Annotated in this window: 16 protein-coding genes and 1 tRNA gene; 10 read left to right on the forward strand and 7 right to left on the reverse strand. The window is 71.5% G+C overall.

What is annotated here, in order from left to right:
- The first annotated feature begins 87 nt into the window (after nt 1-87).
- From uppS to EVS81_RS11905, 4 genes are all read left to right on the forward strand, one after another.
- Entirely contained in the window at nt 88-909 is an 822-nt protein-coding gene (gene uppS, locus EVS81_RS11890; RefSeq protein WP_130110580.1) for a polyprenyl diphosphate synthase, read from the forward strand.
- A gap of 142 nt (nt 910-1051) precedes the next feature.
- Nucleotides 1052-1882, forward strand: coding sequence for an SDR family NAD(P)-dependent oxidoreductase (locus EVS81_RS11895; RefSeq protein ID WP_205879331.1), 831 nt, complete (start codon nt 1052-1054; stop codon nt 1880-1882).
- 198 nt (nt 1883-2080) lie between these two features.
- A complete protein-coding gene (locus EVS81_RS11900; protein ID WP_130110581.1) occupies nt 2081-3409 on the forward strand; it encodes an amidohydrolase in 1329 nt (442 codons plus the stop codon).
- A 131-nt stretch (nt 3410-3540) separates the two neighbouring features.
- Entirely contained in the window at nt 3541-4296 is a 756-nt protein-coding gene (locus EVS81_RS11905) for a nucleoside phosphorylase (protein ID WP_130110582.1), read from the forward strand.
- Between the two features lie 64 nt (nt 4297-4360).
- Here EVS81_RS11905 and EVS81_RS11910 read toward each other — a convergent pair whose 3' ends face one another.
- The 3 genes from EVS81_RS11910 to EVS81_RS11920 form a co-directional block, all read right to left on the reverse strand.
- A complete protein-coding gene (locus EVS81_RS11910) occupies nt 4361-4657 on the reverse strand; it encodes a DUF1905 domain-containing protein (RefSeq protein ID WP_130110583.1) in 297 nt (98 codons plus the stop codon).
- 14 nt (nt 4658-4671) lie between these two features.
- Complete coding sequence (locus EVS81_RS11915; protein ID WP_130110584.1) at nt 4672-5163, reverse strand: S-ribosylhomocysteine lyase; 492 nt, start codon at nt 5161-5163, stop codon at nt 4672-4674.
- A 112-nt stretch (nt 5164-5275) separates the two neighbouring features.
- Nucleotides 5276-5578: a hypothetical protein gene (locus EVS81_RS11920; RefSeq protein WP_130110585.1), complete on the reverse strand. Its 303-nt coding sequence runs from the start codon at nt 5576-5578 to the stop codon at nt 5276-5278.
- Between the two features lie 297 nt (nt 5579-5875).
- Here EVS81_RS11920 and EVS81_RS11925 point away from each other — a divergent pair, with 297 nt between their 5' ends.
- The 3 genes from EVS81_RS11925 to EVS81_RS11935 all read left to right on the forward strand — a co-directional run bounded on the left by EVS81_RS11925 (nt 5876) and on the right by EVS81_RS11935 (nt 9295).
- A complete protein-coding gene (locus EVS81_RS11925) occupies nt 5876-6469 on the forward strand; it encodes a phosphorylase family protein (RefSeq protein WP_130110586.1) in 594 nt (197 codons plus the stop codon).
- Nucleotides 6466-7410 carry a DUF808 domain-containing protein gene (locus EVS81_RS11930; protein WP_130110587.1) on the forward strand — a complete coding sequence of 315 codons (945 nt, stop codon included), beginning with the start codon at nt 6466-6468 and terminating at the stop codon, nt 7408-7410. Before EVS81_RS11925 ends, EVS81_RS11930 begins: the two co-directional genes overlap by 4 nt.
- A gap of 106 nt (nt 7411-7516) precedes the next feature.
- Nucleotides 7517-9295, forward strand: a complete 1779-nt coding sequence (locus EVS81_RS11935; protein WP_240739831.1) for a bifunctional 3'-5' exonuclease/DNA polymerase — start codon at nt 7517-7519, stop codon at nt 9293-9295.
- Between the two features lie 10 nt (nt 9296-9305).
- On the opposite strand, the gene EVS81_RS11940 is transcribed toward EVS81_RS11935, so the two are convergent.
- From EVS81_RS11940 to EVS81_RS11950, 4 genes are all read right to left on the reverse strand, one after another.
- Nucleotides 9306-9956, reverse strand: a complete 651-nt coding sequence (locus tag EVS81_RS11940; RefSeq protein ID WP_240739832.1) for an SDR family NAD(P)-dependent oxidoreductase — start codon at nt 9954-9956, stop codon at nt 9306-9308.
- Nucleotides 9953-10087: a hypothetical protein gene (locus tag EVS81_RS16190; protein WP_276319064.1), complete on the reverse strand. Its 135-nt coding sequence runs from the start codon at nt 10085-10087 to the stop codon at nt 9953-9955. The genes EVS81_RS11940 and EVS81_RS16190 overlap by 4 nt, the downstream gene beginning before the upstream one ends.
- 282 nt (nt 10088-10369) lie before the next feature.
- Nucleotides 10370-10460: transfer RNA gene (locus EVS81_RS11945), tRNA-Ser, on the reverse strand.
- 100 nt (nt 10461-10560) lie between these two features.
- Nucleotides 10561-11544, reverse strand: a complete 984-nt coding sequence (locus tag EVS81_RS11950) for a putative FMN-dependent luciferase-like monooxygenase (protein WP_130110588.1) — start codon at nt 11542-11544, stop codon at nt 10561-10563.
- A 295-nt stretch (nt 11545-11839) separates the two neighbouring features.
- Here EVS81_RS11950 and EVS81_RS11955 point away from each other — a divergent pair, with 295 nt between their 5' ends.
- From EVS81_RS11955 to EVS81_RS11965, 3 genes are all read left to right on the forward strand, one after another.
- Entirely contained in the window at nt 11840-13342 is a 1503-nt protein-coding gene (locus EVS81_RS11955) for a DNA repair protein RadA (RefSeq protein WP_130110589.1), read from the forward strand.
- A gap of 75 nt (nt 13343-13417) precedes the next feature.
- Complete coding sequence (mqo, locus tag EVS81_RS11960) at nt 13418-14887, forward strand: malate dehydrogenase (quinone) (RefSeq protein WP_240740077.1); 1470 nt, start codon at nt 13418-13420, stop codon at nt 14885-14887.
- A gap of 234 nt (nt 14888-15121) precedes the next feature.
- A complete protein-coding gene (locus EVS81_RS11965) occupies nt 15122-16594 on the forward strand; it encodes an APC family permease (protein WP_130110591.1) in 1473 nt (490 codons plus the stop codon).
- Nucleotides 16595-16602 lie beyond the last annotated feature (8 nt).

The following is a 16602-nucleotide window of genomic DNA, read 5'->3' on the forward strand; positions in this document are numbered from 1 at the left end:
ACGACTGGACGACATGCTCCTGCGCGAACGCCGATCTCCTGTCTCGACGACGGCTGCTGCGCAGCGGGCGGGCGATACACTCTCAGGGTGAACGCACCTGCCCCGACGCCGCGAACCGGTCTGCTGTACCGGCTCTATCAGCGGCGTCTGCGCCGGCAGATCGCACCCGGCAGCGTGCCGAACCACATCGCCGTGATCGTCGACGGAAACCGGCGCTGGGCCAAGCAGCGACTGCAGGAGCGGGCGGCATTCGGCCACCGCGCCGGCGCGCAGAAGGTGCCGGAGTTCCTGGGCTGGTGCGAGGAGGCCGGCGTCGGCACGGTGACGCTCTATCTGCTCTCCGCCGACAACCTGCGGGCGCGGGATCGCCAGGAGCTCGAAGACCTCTTCGGGATCATCGGCGAGCTCGCCGCGCAGCTCGCCGAGAACCCGCGCTGGCGGGTGAAGCACGTGGGCTCGTGCGAGGGGCTCTCGAAGGATCTCGCGTCTGCGCTCGCCGCCGCGGAGGGGCGCGCGGAGGGGCACACGGCGGAGCGCGCGGAGGGGCGCGCGGCGGAGCGCGACGGGCTGCACATCAACCTCGCCGTCGGCTACGGCGGCCGCAGCGAGATCACCGCCGCCATGCGCAGCGTCATCGAGGAGCACCAGGCCGCGGGCGGCACGATCGATACGCTGGCCGACCGGCTCACCCCCGAGATCATCGGCGAGCACCTGTGGACGCGCGGGCAGGCGGATCCCGACCTCGTCATCCGCACCTCGGGGGAGCAGCGGCTGTCCGACTTCATGATCTGGCAGTCGGCGCACTCGGAGTTCTACTTCGTCGAGGCGCTCTACCCAGATCTGCGCGAGGTCGACTTCCTGCGTGCCCTGCGCGACTACTCCTCGCGGCAGCGGCGCCTGGGCGGCTGAGGCGCCCGGGTCTGACGAGGGCGGGTAGTCTGCCGTGTGGAGGCGTTCCTGCCGCGCATGCGCCGGGCCTCCTGCAGATCCCGCTTCTGCGGCGGCGCGACCGGCGTCGACCGCAGTTCGAACCGACCATGAGGAGACCGAGATGACCGACGGGAACGCGGGCCTGCCCGACCTGAGCGGTCAGCGCGTGCTGGTGACGGGAGCCTCGGGAGGCATCGGCGGCGGGATCGCGCGACGCTTCGCCGCCGCCGGCGCGCGCCTGGCGGTGCACTACCGAGGTCTCTCGGCAGCGTCGACCGATGCGGTGTTCGCGCTGGTCGAGGACGTGCGGGCGCGCGGCGGCGAGGCAGTGGCGGTGCGCGCCGACCTGTCGACCGCCGGATCCGCGGCACTGCTCGTCGAGGAGGCGGTGCGCGCGCTCGGAGGTCTCGACGGGCTCGTGAACAACGCGGGCATCCAGCCGCTCGCGCCGCTCGCGGAGACCTCTCGCGAAGAGTGGGACGAGGTGCTGGGCACCAATCTCGGCGCGGTCTTCGAGCTGTCCCGCGAGGCGGCGGCTGCGATGGGCGATTCCAGGGAGGGCGCCGAGGGCCGATCCGGATCGGGATCCCGGGGCGATCGTTGGATCACGCACATCGCCTCGATCGAGGCCAGTCGCCCCGCGCCGGCGCACGCGCACTACGCCGTCGCGAAGGCGGGGCTGGTGATGCACGCCCGCGCCGCCGCCCTCGAGCTCGGGCCCTCGGGGATCCGCGTCAATTCGGTGTCACCGGGTCTCGTGGATCGGCCGGGGCTCGCCGATGCCTGGCCCGAGGGCGTCGAGAGCTGGATCGCGCACGCGCCGCTCGGCCGGCTCGCGACGGCGGAGGACATCGGCAACGCGTGCGTGCTGCTCGCCTCGCCCGCGGCGTCGTTCATCACGGGGCAGGATCTCGCCGTCGACGGCGGCATGCTCGCGACCCCGGGCTGGTAGCGGCGTCGCCCGTCTGCTCGTGCAGGTCTGCCGTCGTCCTGCGCGCAGTCGCAGGATCCACCAGTGGCGGTCAGTCCACGCCGAGCGCGGGTCCGGCGTGCCGGTCCGGACAGATCCGGGCTGGTTCGGCCTGGCGGGGCCCAGCCGGTCCGTGTCCGAGCCGGGCGATACAGTGGGCCTGGACGAAACGGAGGCGCGATGACCGAGACCATTCTGCGGGCCGATGCGATGCTGACGCCGCACGGCGCGATCGCGGGGGCCGAACTCGCCTTCGACGAGACCGGCCGCATCACCTACGCGGGAGCGGCCCGCCCCGATTCGGTGGTGACCCACGACCTCGCGGGGCACGTGCTCATGCCCGGGCTCGTCAACGGGCACACGCACTCGGCGATGACCCTGCTGCGCGGTGTCTCCGACGACGAGGGCTTCATGCCGTGGCTGGCGGCCGTGCAGGCACTCGAGCAGCATCTCACCCACGACGACGTCGCGACGGGGCTGCAGCTCGCCATGGTCGAGATGATCGAGACGGGCACCGTCGCGTTCGCCGACATGTACCACTGGGACGAATCGCTCATCGAGCTCGTGCGCGCCGCCGGCATGCGCGCGATGGTCGCGCTCGCCTCGTTCGCGCCGGAGGCCGTCGGCTTCCCGGGAGTGTCCCCGTGGAACGGCAGCGACGCCACCGCCCAGACGGAGGCGCTCGCCGAACGATACTCGGGGGATCCGCAGATCCGGGTCGCCTACGGCCCGCACGCGCCATACACCTGCCCGCCCGAGTTTCTGCGCGACATCGCGGTGCGTGCCGCCCGGCGCGGGATCCCCATCCACACCCACATCTCGGAGTCGGCGGCGGAGGTCGAGCAGATCGTCGAGCGCTACGGCGCCACGCCGGGCGAGCACCTCGCCTCGCTCGGTCTGTTCGAGGCCGACGTGCTCGCCGCGCACTGCGTGCACCTCACGTCGGGCGAGATCGAGCGCTTCGCCCGCGAGGGGGTCGCCGTGAGTCACAATCCGGTCTCCAATCTCAAGCTCGGCTGCGGGATCGCGCCGCTGCCCGACTGGCAGGCTGCCGGTCTGCGCGTCTCGCTGGGCACCGACTCCGTCGCCAGCAACAACACGCTCGATCTCTTCGAGGAGATCAAGACCGCCACGATCCTGCATCGCGGGGCGCGGCAGGACGCGGCGATCGTGCGCGCCTCCGATGTGCTCGACATCGCCACGCGGAGCGGGGCGGAGGCGATCGGCTTCCCCGAGAGCGGTGCGCTCGAGGCGGGCGGGCTGGCCGACGTGATCGCGCTCGACGTGCGCGGTTCGTCGGCGACACCGCTCGACCTGGCGAGCGATCCGGGCGTCCTCACGTCCCACCTCGGCTTCGCGGCCACCGGAGCCGACGTGCGTCACGTGTTCATCGGCGGCCGCCACGTGTACTCCGAGGGAGAGCATCTCACGCTCGACGCCGCCGCGATCCGCGCCCGAGCGGCGGAGGCCCGCGCCCGGCTGAGCGCCGCGTCCCGACACCCCGACTGAGTGCGCGAGGCGCGGGCACCGCCGGCCTGCGCCGGGCACCGCGGCCCGTGGCGCCCGGACACCGTCGCTCTGCGATTACGATGGCTTGGCGTCCCTGTTCAGTACGACCGTTCGAGAGAGGTCCCCTCACCATGGCACCCGTCCGACTCCCCGCCGATGCCGAGCTGCCCCTGCTGCGCGCCCGCGTCTCCGACCTCGCCGATCGCGCACTCGTCGTCGGCGACCCCGGCCGCGCCGCCCGCGTCGCAGAACTGCTCGACGACGTCCGGCAGCTCGCGGCGAACCGCGAGTACCACGTCTACGCGGGCAGCTACCAGGGCGTGCCGATCACCGTCGCCTCGCACGGCGTTGGAGCAGCGGGAGCAGCGGTCTGCTTCGAGGAGCTCGCACGCGGCGGGGTGACTCGCATCATCCGCTCGGGCACCGCGGGCGGCATGCAGCCCGACGTCGTGGACGGCGCGATCGTCGTCGCCACCGGCGCCGTGCGCGAGGACGGCGTGAGTCACCAGCTCGTGCCGACGCCGTTCCCCGCGATCGCGACGCCGTCGCTGACGCTCGCGCTGCAGGCAGCGGCCGAGCAGAGCGGCCTCGACGTGCACAGCGGAATCGTCGTGACCGGAGACATGTTCTATCCGAGCGATGTGATCACCGGGGTCGATCTGCCCATGTGGCAGCGGGCCGGCGTCGTCGCGGTCGAGATGGAGGCCGCCGCGCTCTTCGTGATCGCGGCGCTGCACGGCATCGAGACCGGTGCGGTGTTCGCGATCGACGGCAACCCGCTCGCCGCGAAGGACGAGTCGATGGACGGATACGACCCCTATCGCGAGGTCGTGACGCGCGCCGTCGACGGCGCGCTCACCGCCGCGCTCGACGCGCTGATCGCCTAGGCCGGCATTCCGCGGCCGGATCCCGGAACTGCGGATCCCGGGCCAGCGGCGACACCGGGAGACGTCAGAGGTCGAGCACGTCGAGCAGGATCGCGACCTCGCGGCCCAGCTCGACGCCCTCGGCCTCGCGCACACTGCGCTTGAGGGGGAGGACGTAGACGACGGGGTCGCTCTGCGGAAAGATCGACGTGCGCCAGACCGTCGCACCGATCCGCACCTCGACGCGCACGCCCCCGAAGCCGCGACGCGGCCGGGGGATCTCGGCGATGTCGGCCGAGAGCGGTTCGGGGAGGTCGACGAACACCCACTCCTCGGTGCGCGCCTCCCAGCGGTACGGCACCCCGGTGAACTCGACGAACACGGCGCTTGTGCGGGCTACGCGATGCGCGAGCGGTCGAAGGCGTCGAGGCTGATGCCCTGATCCAGCACCTGCCGGGCCCACTCCTTCGCGGAGTGCAGACTGTGATCGCGGTAGTTGCCGCAGCTGACCGCCTCGGTGCCGGGCACGTCCTCCCAGGCGACCCGCTCCACGAGATCCTCGAGCGAGCTCTTGATCGCGGCCGCGACGGCCTCGGCCGAGGGCTCGCCCCACGCGATCAGGTGGAAGCCCGTGCGGCAGCCGAAGGGCGAGATGTCGATGAGGCCCTCGAAGCGGGTGCGCAGCAGCGCGGCGAGCGTGTGCTCGATGGTGTGCAGACCGGCGGTGGGGATCTCTCCCTCGTTCGGTTGCACGAGCCGGATGTCGAAGTTGGAGATGGCGTCGCCCTTCGGGCCGCGCTCCACGCCGATCAGGCGCACGTAGGGGGCGAGCACCCTCGTGTGGTCCAGGGCAAAGCTCTCCACTTCGGCAAGTTCGACGTCGCTCATGCGGTCAGTGTAGCGAGCGGGCGCCGCGAGTGCCGCGAGTGCGACGCCCGATGACGGGCCGCGAGTGCGCGGTGCGACGCCCGCTGAGACGCCGGCCCAGGGGCGCGCGCCCCTAGGCCGCCTTCGCGAGGTCGCGGCGCGAGAGCGCGATCCGGGCGCGGGATCCGGGGGAAGCCGGATCCTCGTCCACGCGCACGTCCCACCCGGCGCGACCGAGCCGCTCCAGGTCGCCGCGGGCCTCGTCGAGGCTCTCGGTCTCGACGAGGTACAGCGTGCGCCCCGAGGTGCGGTACACCGAGCGGTGCTGGGCCCAGTCGGGTACGAGCATCTCGTGCCCGTCGCCGAGGGAATGGTACGGGGTGCGCAGCGGGCGCACCCGGCGCTGCTCGTGCAGCGCGGTGATGGTGTCGTTCATGATGAGTCCTTTCCAGCGCGCACCGTCGTGGTGCGCGAATTGCGGTGCGCACGGCCCATGCCAAGGAACACCTGTGGAAGAGGCGATTGCCGTGCTGCTGAGCTTGGCGGGTCTCGCGGAGTTGAGATTCGACGCCCGGGATCTGATCGAAGCCGTATGGCGGAAGCGCGTACTGTTCGCAAGCTCAGCTTTACAGCATAGAACAGATCTTCGAAAAGCGCTAGTGTTGAGCCGGATCACGTATGAGCTGATCCCGATCCGGATCGAGGGGCGCGCGAGCGCCGCAGGGAGAAACCGATGTCAGAACCCCGAACGCTGCTCGTCTTCGCGCACCGCGACGAGGCGTCGGCCTTCGCCGACGTGCCGCACCTCGTGACGGGCGTGGGCAAGGTCAACGCGGCGGGGTCGCTCGCGGTCGCGCTCGCCGCGGGAGGCGTCGAGCGGGTAGTGGTGCTCGGTACCGCCGGCGTGGTGAGCGACGGGCCGGACCGCCCGCACCTCGACGAGGTCTACCAGATCACCGGAGTCGTGCAGCACGACTTCTCGCTGCCGTCGCCGGAGCTGCGCCCGGCGGGAGAGGCGATCCTGCCCCCGGAATCGACCGCGGTGCTGGCCACCGGAGACGTGTTCGTGCAGAACGACGCGCAGCGCGCGCGCATCGCGGGACTCGGCGCCTCGCTCGTCGACATGGAGGCCTACGCCTATGCGAGCGTCTGCGCGCGCTTCGAGGTGCCGCTGCAGCTGTTCAAGATCCCTTCGGATTTCGCCGACAGCTCGACCACCGACGAGGAGTGGGACACGATCGTGTTTCGCAAGAGCGAGCAGCTGCGCGAGTTCTGGGCGAGCCGCCTGGCTGGGGCGGCGCCTGCCGGGTCGGGTGCGCGCGCATGAGTTCGAGCTTCTTCGCCCTCTTCGACGACATCGCCGTGCTCGCGAAAGCCGCCGCGGCGTCGATCGACGACATCGCCGCCGGTGCCGCGAAGGCCTCCGCGAAGGCTGCGGGCGTGGTGATCGACGACGCCGCGGTCACGCCGCAGTACGTGCGGGGCATCAACCCCAAGCGCGAGCTGCCCGTCATCTGGCGCATCGCTCGCGGCTCGCTCGTCAACAAGGCGATCATCATCACCGCGATCATGCTGCTCAGCGTGTGGGCGCCGTGGGTGTTCCCGTGGATGCTGCTGATCGGCGGCACCTATCTGGCCTTCGAGGGCACGGAGAAGGTGTGGCACTGGATCGAGACCGCGCGCGGCAGGGAGCGCGAGCACACGGTCGAGGAGGTGATCCAGCGCCCCGCGATCGATGAGAAGCAGATCGTCGGCAGCGCGGTGCGCACCGATCTGGTGCTCTCCGCCGAGATCATGCTCATCTCGCTCGCGAACATCGATGCCGACGGCTGGCTGATGCGGCTCATGATCCTCATCGCCGTGGGGCTCTCGATGACCGGTGCCGTCTACGGCGCGGTGGCGCTGCTCGTGAAGATGGACGATGCCGGTCTGTGGCTGATGCGGCGGCGCGGGCCGCGAGGGCTGCGCGGGTTCGGCCTCGGGCTGGTGCGGGCGATGCCCGCCGTGTTCCGGATCGTGAGCGTCGTGGGCGTGGTCGCGATGCTGTGGGTGGGCGGCCATCTGCTGATCGCAAACCTGCACGAGGTGGGATGGCACCTGCCGCACGACCTCGTGCACGGCGCGACGCACGCGGTGCACGCGACGGGGTTCGCGGCCTGGCTGATCGACAGCGCGCTCTCGGCCGTGTTCGGCCTGGCGTGGGGCGCCGTGGTCGTCGCCGCCGTGTCGGCCGGTCGGCGGGTGCGGCGCCGGCTCAGCCGAGCCTAGCCCGCCCGTTGCGGTCGCCGTTGCCGACTTCGTCCCCGATGCCGTCGCCGATGCGGATCGCGCACCGCGGGCAGGCGATGTCCGTGGTCGGCAGTACCGTTGAGCCGTGACCGAGGATCCCGCCGCGCTGCGCAGCCGGCCCGCCGATGCGGCGACCGCGCCGCCGCGCTGGTGCGTGCTCGGGCGCACCTCCGACGGCGGCATCGCGGCGGTGGACTCGGGGGTGGGAGGGGAGCGCTCGGCGCCGATCCGCCTGAGAGACGAGGATCTGCCGGCGTTCGTCGCGCAGCGGGAGTCCAGTGCCCCTCCCCGCTGGGTGTGGAGCGATACGCCGACCTGGTATCCGCGCCTGCTCGAGGCTGGGGTGCGTGTCGGTCGGGCGCACGACCTCCGACTCTGCCACGCGATCCTGAAGCACTCGGCGCGAGTCCGCGAGCGCGCCGGGCTGCTCGATGCGGGCCGGTGGGACGCGGGATCCGGAGCTGCCGATCCCGAGCCCGCCGAGTCGGCGCTCTTCGTGATCGAGGATCCCGGGACGTCGGTGCGCACGGTGCCGCACGACGCCGAGGCCGCACTCGCCGAGTTCGAGCGGCAACGCGTCGCAGCGGCCTCGAGCGACGACCCGGGCCGGCTCGCGCTGCTGCTGGCGGCGGAGTCGGCGGGCGCCCTCGTGGCGGTCGAGATGAGATCGGCCGGGGTGCCGTGGGACGCCGCGGAGCACGATCGGCTGCTGCAGGAGGCGCTCGGGCCGCGGCCCACGCACAGCGCGAAGCCGGTGCGCATGCTCGAACTGGCGGGGCAGGTGCGGGCGGCGCTGGGGGATCCCGGCGCGAGCCTTGACTCGCCCCCGAAGCTGCTGCGATCGCTGCGCCGCGCCGGCATCGATGTCGAGACGACCTCGCGCTGGGAGCTGGCGGAGCACGAGCACCCGGCGATCGCGCCGCTGCTGCGCTACAAGAAGCTGTCCCGGCTGCTCACCGCGAACGGCTGGGCGTGGATCGACGAGTGGGTGCGAGACGGGCGCTACCGCCCGGTGTACGTGCCGGGAGGGGTCGTCACCGGGCGGTGGGCGTCGAGCGGTGGCGGGGCGCTGCAGCTGCCGCGGGCGCTGCGACCGGCGCTGCGCGCCGATCCCGGCTGGCGGCTGGTCTCGGCCGATGTCGCGCAGCTCGAGCCCCGGGTGCTCGCGGCGATGGCGGGCGACGCGGCCATGGCCGCCGCGGGGCGCGGCACCGACCTCTACTCGGGCATCGTCGAGAGCGGCATCGTTGCGAACCGCCAGGACGCGAAGATCGCGGTGCTCGGCGCCATGTACGGCGGGACGGCGGGGGACAGCGGCCGGCTCGTGCCGAGGCTTCGGCGAGGCTTCCCCCGCGCGATGCGCCTGGTCGACGAGGCGGCCGCGGTGGGGGAGCAGGGGGGCATCGTCTCCACGTGGCTGGGCCGCTCGTCTCCCGATCCCGGGCCGGAGTGGCGAGAGCTGCAGTCGCGCGCCAGTCTGCCCGGGGCGACGACGCGGGACGAGCAGGGCGCTCGCCGCGCGGCGCGGGAGTACGGCCGATTCACGCGCAACTTCGTGGTGCAGGGCACCGCGGCGGAGTGGGCACTGGCCTGGCTCGCCGAGCTCCGGCAGCGACTCGCGGGATTCGCGCCGGCGGCCCTCGCCGCACCGGCCCGGGCCTCTGGCCCGGTGTTCGAGCGCCGCGCGCACCTCGTGTTCTTCCTGCACGACGAGGTCATCGTCCACGCCCCCGAGGATCAGGCGGATGCCGCGGCGGCGGCGATCCGAGAGGCGGCGGAGGCGGCCGGTCGACTGCTCTTCGGGGATGCTCCCGTGGACTTTCCACTCGACCTGCGCATCGGGGAGCGCGCGGAGAAGGACTGAACGCGCGACGTCAGTGCACCGAGAACCCGCCGTCCACCGGGATCGCCTGCCCGGTGATGTAGCCGGATGCGGGGCTCGCGAGGAAGACCGCCGGGCCGACGAAGTCCTCGGCGACGCCGTTGCGGCCGATGAGCGTGCGCGCCGCCAGAGCCCGCACCGTCTCGGGATCGGAGGAGAGGCGCTCGTTCAGCGCGGTGCGCACGAAACCCGGAACCAGCACGTTCGCAGTGACGCCGCGTGACGACCAGGCCTCGGCCTGCGACCGCGCGAGCGCTTCGAGGCCGGCCTTCGAGACCCCGTAGGCGCCGCTCGACGCGAACGGGCGATGAGCCTGCTGCGAGCTGATGTGGATGATCCGTCCGTAGCCGCGGGCAGCCATGCCCGGGATGAGGCGCTGCCCGAGGACGAACGGCGCGTCGAGATTGACCGCCATGGTCGCGTCCCAGGTGGCCTCGTCGAGTTCAGGCATCGGGGGTCGGAGATTGATCCCGGCGGAGTTCACCAGAATGTCGGCGTCGCCTGCCGCCTGCACGGCGTCCGCGAGCGCGTGGGCGCCGGCGCGGGTCGACAGATCGGCCCGGATCCCGGTGAGCTCGACTCCGGATTCCGCGCCCTGGGCGATGACCTCGTCGACCGCCGATTCCGTGCGCGCCGCGATCACGACCTCGGCTCCGGCCCGGGCGGCCCGAGCGCGATCGCGCGGCCGATCCCGGAGCTGCCCCCGGTGACCAGCGCCCGCCTGCCGCCGAGCCCGAAGGTCTCGGCGAAGAAGTCCGCTCGATCCTCACCCATGTCGTCAGTCCTTTCGCTCCGCAACAGATGCTACGGCAGCGCGCGTCTTGCCACCCTTCCGGCGATAGCCCGAGATACGCGCGTCATGAGTTGTCACCAAAACCGAGGTGAGGCAGCAACTCCTGGCGCGCGTCGCGGGGGTGGTGGCGGACGAGGCTGGGGTGCGGGGCGGGCGCCCGGGTGGCCCCGGGCGCATCTGCCGGGAACCGGCACCCCGGAACCCATGGCCCGGCAGGGGCCGGCGGAAATGCGAAGACCCCCTGCTCTCGCAGGGGGTCTTTCTGGCGGTGACGGTGGGATTTGAACCCACGGTGCGGGGTTACCGCACACGACTTTTCGAGAGTCGCACCTTCGGCCGCTCGGACACGTCACCGCCGAAAAGAATACGCGATTCCGGCCCCGAGCGCGAATCGAGCGGCCCCGGCAGCGCGTCCGGCGTGTCGGGCGCCGCTCGGGCCCCGCTCAGACCTCGCTCAGGCGTCCGTGCCCCAGCCGAAGCGAGGAGCGACCTCGCTCGCGAACAGCTCGAGCGAGCGCAGCACGTGCGCGTGGGGCGCGTCGACCGAGTGCACCTGGATCGCCACCTCGTCGGCGTGCGCGAGAGCGGCGTCGGCCGCGAGCGACTCTGCCACCTCGTCGGCGGTGCCGAGGTGGGTGTCGCTGCGGCGGATGACCTCCTCCAGGGGTGCGTCCTCCGCCACCCCGAAGAGCGCCGCCTGTCGGCGCAGCCCCGCATCGGCGAAGCGCAGCGCCTCGGCCCGGTCGTCGGCCACGAACACGGTGCGCGACGCGGTGATCCGCGGCGCGACCCCGCTGGGCAGCGCGTCGAGGTAGGCATCGATGATCGGCTGCTGGATCTCGGCCAGTGCAGCCTGCTCACGGCCGGGCTGCCGCGGCTGCGTGCGGCTGAGCAGCAGCCCGTGCCCGTGACGCCCGGCGCGCTCGCCGCCGGCGGCGCTGAACGTGGCCTGCCACACGCGATCCGCGAGGGATCCGGCCGGCGGATACAGCGTGTTGCCCGCCCCCAGCTCGCGGCCCGCCAGGGCATCGACGAGCACCTCGAGCTTGCGCTCGTAGTCGGCGCTCTTGTTCTCGAGCGCGAGTCTGAACGGGGCGAACGATGTGGGCGTGCCCCCGCTGCCGAGTCCGAGGTCGACGCGGCCGTCGCTCAGCAGGTCGGCGACGACCGCGTCCTCGGCGACGCGCACCGGATCCTCGAGCGTGAGCGTGACCACCCCGGTGCCGAGGCGGATCGACGAGGTGCGCTCGGCGATGCTCGCGAGCAGCACGAAGGGCGACGGCAGCCCGCCCTCGTCGGCCCGGAAGTGGTGCTGGGCCACCCAGGCCCGTGCGAATCCGTGCCGCTCGGCGTGCTGGATCTGCTCGCGTGCGAGGCGCAGACGCTCGGCCGGTGAGACCGCGTCGAGCAGCCGGGTGAAGAAGGCGATGTCGGTCATGGCGTGCGGCTCCCTCGGGATGGCGTTCTTCCAGGCTAGTGAGCCGGGCGTATGACCCCAAGGCGGACCGTCAAGGACGGTCACATATCCGGCGTACCATCGTGCGCCGATCCGTGCCCCTCGAAACCCACCCCATTGTCCGAAACCGCACGAATTGGTCCCGCTGAAAGCGTCGGATTGAAACAACGGGATCGGTTTCGGCAGTCGGGGAGGGGCCGGGACGCAGGTGGGGGCGGGCGCCGCCGGGGTCTGCGGGATCCCGTCGATGTCCGAGGCCACCGATAGGCTCGCCGGCATGGCGAAGTCGAACAGCGTGTATACGTGCTCGGAGTGCGGGTGGCAGACCTCGAAGTGGGTCGGCCGCTGCGGCGAGTGCCAGCAGTGGGGCACGGTCGAGGAGCGCGCGCAGGCGGGCGCCTCGCTGGCCCGCACCACGCGGGCGATCGCGCCCGTCTCCGGTCGCGAGGCGCGACCGATCACGGAGCTGCACGGCGATGCCGTGCGGCATCGTCCCACCGGGATCGGCGAGCTGGATCGCGTGCTCGGCGGCGGCGTGGTGCCGGGCGCCGCGATCCTGTTCTCCGGCGAGCCCGGCGTCGGCAAGTCCACGCTGCTGCTCGACGTCGCCTCCCGCTTCGCGGCTCCGAGCGAGGAGCTCGGCGCGCCCGGCGCAGGTGCCGCCGCCTCCGGGCGATCCCGAGTGCTCGACGCCCACGGGCGATCCCGGGTGCCCGACGCCGATGGGCGATCCCGTGTGCCCGACGCCCATGGGCGATCTCGAGTGCTCGACGCCCATGGGCGATCTCGAGTGCTCGACGCCCATGGGCGATCTCGAGTGCTCTATGCCAGCGGCGAGGAGTCCACGGGGCAGATCCGCATGCGCGCCGAGCGCACGGGCGCGATGCACGACGAGCTGTTCCTCGCGAGCGAGACCGACCTCGCGACCGTGCTCGGGCACATCGAGGCGGTCGATCCCGAGCTCGTGATCATCGACTCGGTGCAGACGATGGCGAGCGGGGAAGTCGAGGGCAGCCCCGGCGGCCCCGCGCAGGTGCGCGAAGTGGCTGCGGCCCTGATCCGGGCGGCGAAGGGCCGCGGCACGCCCGTGATCCTGGTGGGGCACGTCACGAAGGACGGTTCCGTGGCCGGCCCGCGGCTGCTCGAGCACCTCGTCGACGTGGTCTGCCACTTCGAGGGCGACCGCCAGACGTCGCTGCGCTTTCTGCGCACCCTCAAGAACCGCTACGGGCCCACCGACGAGGTCGGCTGCTTCGAGATGACGGATCGCGGCATCGCCGAGGTGCCCGATCCCAGCGGGCTCTTCCTGAGCCGCGCCGCGGCGCCCGTCAGCGGCACCTGCGCCACGGTCGCCCTGGAGGGGCGTCGCGCGCTGCCCGTCGAGGTGCAGGCGCTGGTGGCGAAGAGCGCGACGCCCAACCCGCGGAGGGTCACGAGTGGGGTCGACCCCTCGCGGGTGGCGATGATCCTCGCCGTGCTCGAGCGCCGCGTCGGCGCGCGCCTGCACGACCAGGACGTCTACGTGTCGACGGTCGGCGGCGTGAAGCTCGCCGAGCCCGCAGCCGACCTCGCCATCGCGCTCGCCGTGCTGTCCGCGATCACCGACCGGCCGCTGCCGCACGACCTGGCGGCGTTCGGGGAGATCAGCCTGGCGGGCGAGGTGCGCCCGGTCGTCGGCGCCCCGCAGCGCGCCGGCGAGGCCGCGCGCCTCGGATACGCACGGGTGCTCGACGCGACGGCGGGCACGCTGGACCGTGCCAGGAAGGGCGCGGGTCTCTAGTGCGCCGAGAGGCGAGTAGACTTGCAGACCGTGAGTAACAACACGGTAGATGTCGTCCTGATCGGCGGAGGCGTGATGAGCGCCACTCTGGGAACGCTGATCAAGCAGGTGCAGCCCGACTGGACGATCGAGATCTTCGAATCCCGATCAGAGGTCGCGACCGAGAGCAGCAACGCCTGGAACAACGCGGGAACCGGCCACGCCGCGCTCTGCGAGCTCAACTACATGCCCGAGGGCGCGGACGGCAGCCTGTCGTCGGCCAAGGCCATCGATATCAACGAGCAGTTCCAGCTCTCGCGGCAGTGGTGGTCTGCACTCGTGAAGCAGGGCATTCTCGGCGAGCCGTCCTCGTTCATCAACGCCACGCCGCACATGACCTTCGTGCGCGGCGAGGCCAATGTCGACTACCTGCGACGCCGCTACGAGCTGCTCAAGAACGAGCCGCTCTTCGCCGACATCGAGTTCAGCGACGACCCGGCGCAGATCGCCGAGTGGGCGCCGCTGCTGGTCGACCGCCGCGCCAAGGACGAGGTGTTCGCCGCGACCCGTTCGGAGAGCGGCACCGACGTCGACTTCGGCGCCGTCACCCGTCAGCTGATCCGCCACCTCGTTTCCGAGGGCGCCGAGCTGCACCTCAACGCGCCGGTCAAGCAGCTGAAGCGCCGCGCCGACGGCACCTGGGACGTGGGCGTGAAGGCCTTCTCGGGTGCGGGATACCGCACCGTCAACGCCCGCTTCGTCTTCGTGGGCGCCGGCGGCGGCGCGCTGCACCTGCTGCAGTCCTCGGGCATCCCCGAGATCAAGGGATTCGGCGGCTTCCCGATCAGCGGCAAGTTCCTCAAGTGCGACAACCCCGAGATCGTGGCGCAGCACCGGGCCAAGGTCTACGGCAAGGCAGCCGTGGGTGCGCCCCCCATGTCGGTGCCGCACCTCGACACGCGCGTCGTGGACGGCACGGAGAGCCTGCTCTTCGGCCCCTACGCGGGCTTCAGCCCGAACTTCCTCAAGCACGGGTCGTGGTGGGATCTGCCCGGCTCGATCCGGCCGCACAATCTCGGGCCGATGCTCAAGGTGGGGCTCACCGAGTTCTCGCTCGAGAAGTACCTGGTCGGCGAGGTGCTCGCCAGCCGCGAGAAGCAGATGAGCAGCCTGCGCGAGTACATGCCCACCGCGCGCACCGAGGACTGGGAGATGATCACCGCGGGCCAGCGCGTGCAGGTGATGAAGCAGGATCCCGAGAAGGGCGGCATCCTGCAGTTCGGTACCGAGGTCATCACGGGCGCCGACGGCTCCATCGCCGGTCTGCTCGGCGCGTCGCCCGGCGCCTCGACGGCCGTCCATGCGATGCTCGGCGTGCTCGAGCGCTGCTTCCCCGAGCAGTTCGAGCAGTGGCGGCCCGCCTTCACACAGCAGGTGCCCGCATTCGGCACGGGCCTCAACGGCGATCCCGAGGCGGCGGCCGCCTCGCTCGCCGAGACCGCCGCGGTGCTGGGCCTCGTGCCGGTCGCCGAGCCGGTCGCGGAGCCGGTGGCCGCCGAGGCCTGACCGGCGTCGATCGCATGGTGGAACGGGCGTCCGGAAGGACGCCCGTTTCGTGTTTCCGGCATCCTGCGCGGGCGCAGACCTGCGCCGCAGTGCGCTGCAGTGCGCTGCTGCAGACGTCTCAGTACGCGAACCATCCTGCGACGAGCGGTGACACACCCTGATCGGATGTGTTTTCCTGGCAGAAACCCGCCGTGCACGCGGTGCACGGCGTGCACGCGTTTCAAGGGAGAAGCCATGTCCGAAACTCGCACGGAAGCACTCGCCCGGAATCAACTCGGGGTCGGCTCGATCGTATTCCTCGTCCTCGCGGCAGTGGCGCCCGTCACGGTGCTCGTGGTCGTGCTGCCGCTCGCGATGGCGCTCGGCAACGGCGGCGGGCTGCCCGTCGCGATCCTCATCGTCGCCGCGGCCCTGCTGCTGTTCGCGGTCGGCTACGCGCAGATGACCAAGGAACTCACCAACGCGGGCGGGTTCTACGCGATCGCAGTGAAAGGACTCGGCAAGACGGCCGGTCTCATCACCGGCATCATCGCGACGATCGGCTACAACGCGTTCGTCGCGGGTGCACTCGGGACCATCGGATTCTTCACCGGAATGGTGGTGATCCCCGAACTCTTCGGCGGACTCGTGCTCGACTGGTTCGTGTGCGGTCTCGTGCTGTGCCTGATCGTGTTCCTCCTCGCGCGCTCGGGCATCCACATCAGTGCGGTCGTGCTCGGTGTGGCACTCGTCCTCGAGATCATCCTGGTGCTCGTGTTCACAGTATCGGTGCTCGTGCAGGAGGGATTCAGCCTCTCGGTGTTCACCCCCGAGGTGATCACCGGCGGATCCCTGTGGATCGGGCTGCTGCTCGCGGCCACCGCGTTCATCGGCTTCGAAGCCACGGCGCTCTTCGGCGAGGAGGCGAAGGAGCCGCGCAAGACCATCCCGCGTGCCACCTACACCGCGATCGTCGTGATCGGCCTGATGCACGCCTTCGCCGCGTGGGCGATGGTCAGCTCGCTCGGTACGGCTCGGGCTCAGGACGAGGCGCTGGCGCACCTCGAAGCCGGCGACCTGACTCTGATGCTGATCGAACGGCACCTCGGACCGTTCATGGTGCTGGTCGCGCTGATCCTGCTGGTCGTGAGCCTCTTCGCCGCCCAGCTCGCCTTCCACAACTCGGCCGGCCGATACCTGTTCGCACTGGGCCGCGCCCGTGTGCTGCCGAGCTGGCTCGCGAAGACCAACGCGAAGGGTGCGCCGGAGCGTGCGCTCCTCGTGAATCTGGTGTTCGCCGTGGCGATCGCGGCGATCTTCCGGTTCGTCTTCCCGGAGCTGCCGTCGATCCTCACGCTCGTGCCTGTGGGGCTCGGCTTCGCGACGCTCGCGATCATGATCGTGCAGGCGATCGCCGCCCTCGCGGTCGTGGTCTACTACCGGCGCAGGCGGGATCCGCGCTGGTGGAGCACATGCATCGCACCGGGCGTGGGATTCGTCGCTCTGCTCGTGTTCAGCATTATGGCGATCGTGAACTTCTCGACGGTCGCGGGCTCCGAGGAGCCCTATGTATTGGTGCTGCCGTGGCTGCTCGTGGCGGCGGTGATCGGCGGGATCGTCTATGCGGCGGTGCTGCGGTCGAGCCGTCCCGGTGTCTACGCAGGCTTGTCGGCGGATCTCGAGAAGTTCGACGAGGAGCTCGCCGAGGCCGCGACCGAGCATCCGTAGGGGCGAGC

Source organism: Leucobacter triazinivorans (assembly GCF_004208635.1).
GTDB classification, from domain to species: Bacteria; Actinomycetota; Actinomycetes; order Actinomycetales; family Microbacteriaceae; genus Leucobacter; species Leucobacter triazinivorans.

Bases quoted from the DNA above. Each gene is read 5' to 3' on its own strand.
- EVS81_RS11895 (WP_205879331.1), top strand. From the start codon at position 1,052: ATGACCGACGGGAACGCGGGCCTGCCCGACCTGAGCGGTCAGCGCGTG.
- EVS81_RS11900 (WP_130110581.1), top strand. From the start codon at position 2,081: ATGACCGAGACCATTCTGCGGGCCGATGCGATGCTGACGCCGCACGGC.
- EVS81_RS11905 (WP_130110582.1), top strand. From the start codon at position 3,541: ATGGCACCCGTCCGACTCCCCGCCGATGCCGAGCTGCCCCTGCTGCGC.
- EVS81_RS11915 (WP_130110584.1), bottom strand. From the start codon at position 5,163: ATGAGCGACGTCGAACTTGCCGAAGTGGAGAGCTTTGCCCTGGACCAC.
- EVS81_RS11920 (WP_130110585.1), bottom strand. From the start codon at position 5,578: ATGAACGACACCATCACCGCGCTGCACGAGCAGCGCCGGGTGCGCCCG.
- EVS81_RS11925 (WP_130110586.1), top strand. From the start codon at position 5,876: ATGTCAGAACCCCGAACGCTGCTCGTCTTCGCGCACCGCGACGAGGCG.
- EVS81_RS11930 (WP_130110587.1), top strand. From the start codon at position 6,466: ATGAGTTCGAGCTTCTTCGCCCTCTTCGACGACATCGCCGTGCTCGCG.
- EVS81_RS16190 (WP_276319064.1), bottom strand. From the start codon at position 10,087: ATGGGTGAGGATCGAGCGGACTTCTTCGCCGAGACCTTCGGGCTCGGC.
- EVS81_RS11950 (WP_130110588.1), bottom strand. From the start codon at position 11,544: ATGACCGACATCGCCTTCTTCACCCGGCTGCTCGACGCGGTCTCACCG.
- EVS81_RS11955 (WP_130110589.1), top strand. From the start codon at position 11,840: ATGGCGAAGTCGAACAGCGTGTATACGTGCTCGGAGTGCGGGTGGCAG.
- mqo (WP_240740077.1), top strand. From the start codon at position 13,418: ATGAGCGCCACTCTGGGAACGCTGATCAAGCAGGTGCAGCCCGACTGG.
- EVS81_RS11965 (WP_130110591.1), top strand. From the start codon at position 15,122: ATGTCCGAAACTCGCACGGAAGCACTCGCCCGGAATCAACTCGGGGTC.